The sequence below is a fragment of the Paenibacillus sp. GCM10027628 genome (assembly GCF_042676385.1).
Lineage (GTDB): Bacteria > Bacillota > Bacilli > Paenibacillales > NBRC-103111 > Paenibacillus_E.
Genome location: NZ_JBHTHA010000071.1, coordinates 1 through 1,583 on the forward strand (window position 1 = coordinate 1; position 1,583 = coordinate 1,583).

Below are 1,583 nucleotides of genomic sequence, written 5' to 3' on the forward strand. Positions count from 1 at the left end.
TTCGTATTATGAGGTCACCAGATATTTCTGGTCGACCTCATTTTTTTGAAGCCGTAAGATAACGGTAGCCGGGGATCGAACGATCGTGCCCGTGGGACTTGGATCCCGAGAGCTATTCAGTTCATCCCCCCTACTTGTTCAACCATGGTTAGGCTGGTTGGGACATTGATCCCGGATCACATGCGATAGTGTGGAAGACAAGAAGGCTAGGGGTTTCCGGTGAAAATACTACAGGAGTGATGTCATGAATCCAGTCATTGGTTTGGATGTATCAAAGGGAGAGAGCCATGCACAAGCTTTTTTAGACCGTGGAGTACCTCATGGGAAGACCTTTAGGTTTAATCATGATCTTGAAGGGTTAGCGTCTTTTCTAAATTATATTCGGGGATTGGAATCAGCTGCAGGTGTACGTCCCTCCATTGTTATGGAAGCAACAGGCCATTATCATAGCCCAGTTGTTCAGTTTCTGGATGAGCACCCGTATCTGTATATTGTCATTAACCCTTTAATCTCACATAACGCCAAAAAAACCAATTTAAGAAGGTTAAAGACGGATGCCGCAGATGCCCATCTATTGGGGGCGCTGTTTTATAAAGAAGAGTTTGAACCCTACAAAAAACGGGGTCAGCATCTCATGAACTTACGCTATCTAACTCGCCAGCACGAGTCCTTAACGGGTATGTATGTCCAAGTAAAACTACAATTTCAGGCCATTCTGGATCAGGTTTTTCCTGAATATCACGGTGTGTTTGGTGACCTTTATTCAAAGGTTTCCCTTCGATTTCTGGCTTTACACCCAACGTCTAAAGAGGTCCTAGAAATGTCTGAGTTGGATATTACAACTACAATCGGGAGTCTTACTGGACGCGGCAGATCCGTCCCATGGTGCTTGGAACGCGCTCAAATCCTAATGGCTGCGGCAAAACGAAATCCCTTTAAGGAGACGGCTTATTCAAGCCATTTGATCTCCATGCAGTTGCTTATCAAATTACTACTTCAATACCAGGACCATCTAACAGACCTTGATAAATCGATAGAGGCCCTGGCTGAAGAGTTATTTGAATATGATTTAATCCAATCGATACCCGGTATTGGCACTAAGATTGCTGCAACAATTTTAGCTGAGATCGGGGAGATCGATCGGTTTGATCACGCAAAGAAACTGGTGGCCTTTGCCGGTGTTGATCCGAGTGTTTTTTCATCAGGCAAATTTGTCGCTACCCAAAATAATATCACTAAGCATGGCTCCAGGAGACTTCGTACCGCGCTGTATCAAGCTGTACGGTGTGGCATACGTAGTAATAGAAATAAGAAATTAAGGGCTTATTATGATAAGAAACGTGCCGAAGGGAAGCTTTTCAAAGTAACGATAATTGCTTGTGTGAATAAACTCATCCACTGGATTTTTGCCATCTTGACTACTAAGGAAGCGTTCCGATTAGAGTAAGTCGCATGAAATAGAAATATATGGAATATCTTTCCGTGCTATGTGGGACGGCTCTTTCCCATGCCCTTTATTAAGTATACCACCACATGAATCTCCCATTAATAATTAAATATTGACAAGCTGTTAGCTGGAATAG

1 protein-coding gene is annotated in these 1,583 nt (G+C 43.3%); it reads left to right on the forward strand.

Annotation, left to right across the window (positions count from 1 at the left end):
• Window positions 1–244: 244 nt before the first annotated feature.
• The gene (locus ACFQZT_RS32255; RefSeq protein WP_379307067.1) at window positions 245–1,447 is read left to right on the forward strand and encodes an IS110 family RNA-guided transposase; all 1,203 of its coding nucleotides are present in this window, start codon (window positions 245–247) and stop codon (window positions 1,445–1,447) included.
• The last annotated feature ends 136 nt before the right edge of the window (window positions 1,448–1,583 follow it).

What these genes read in the sequence shown, in the direction of transcription:
- ACFQZT_RS32255 (WP_379307067.1), top strand. Translation starts at nt 245, where the DNA reads ATGAATCCAGTCATTGGTTTGGATGTATCAAAGGGAGAGAGCCATGCA.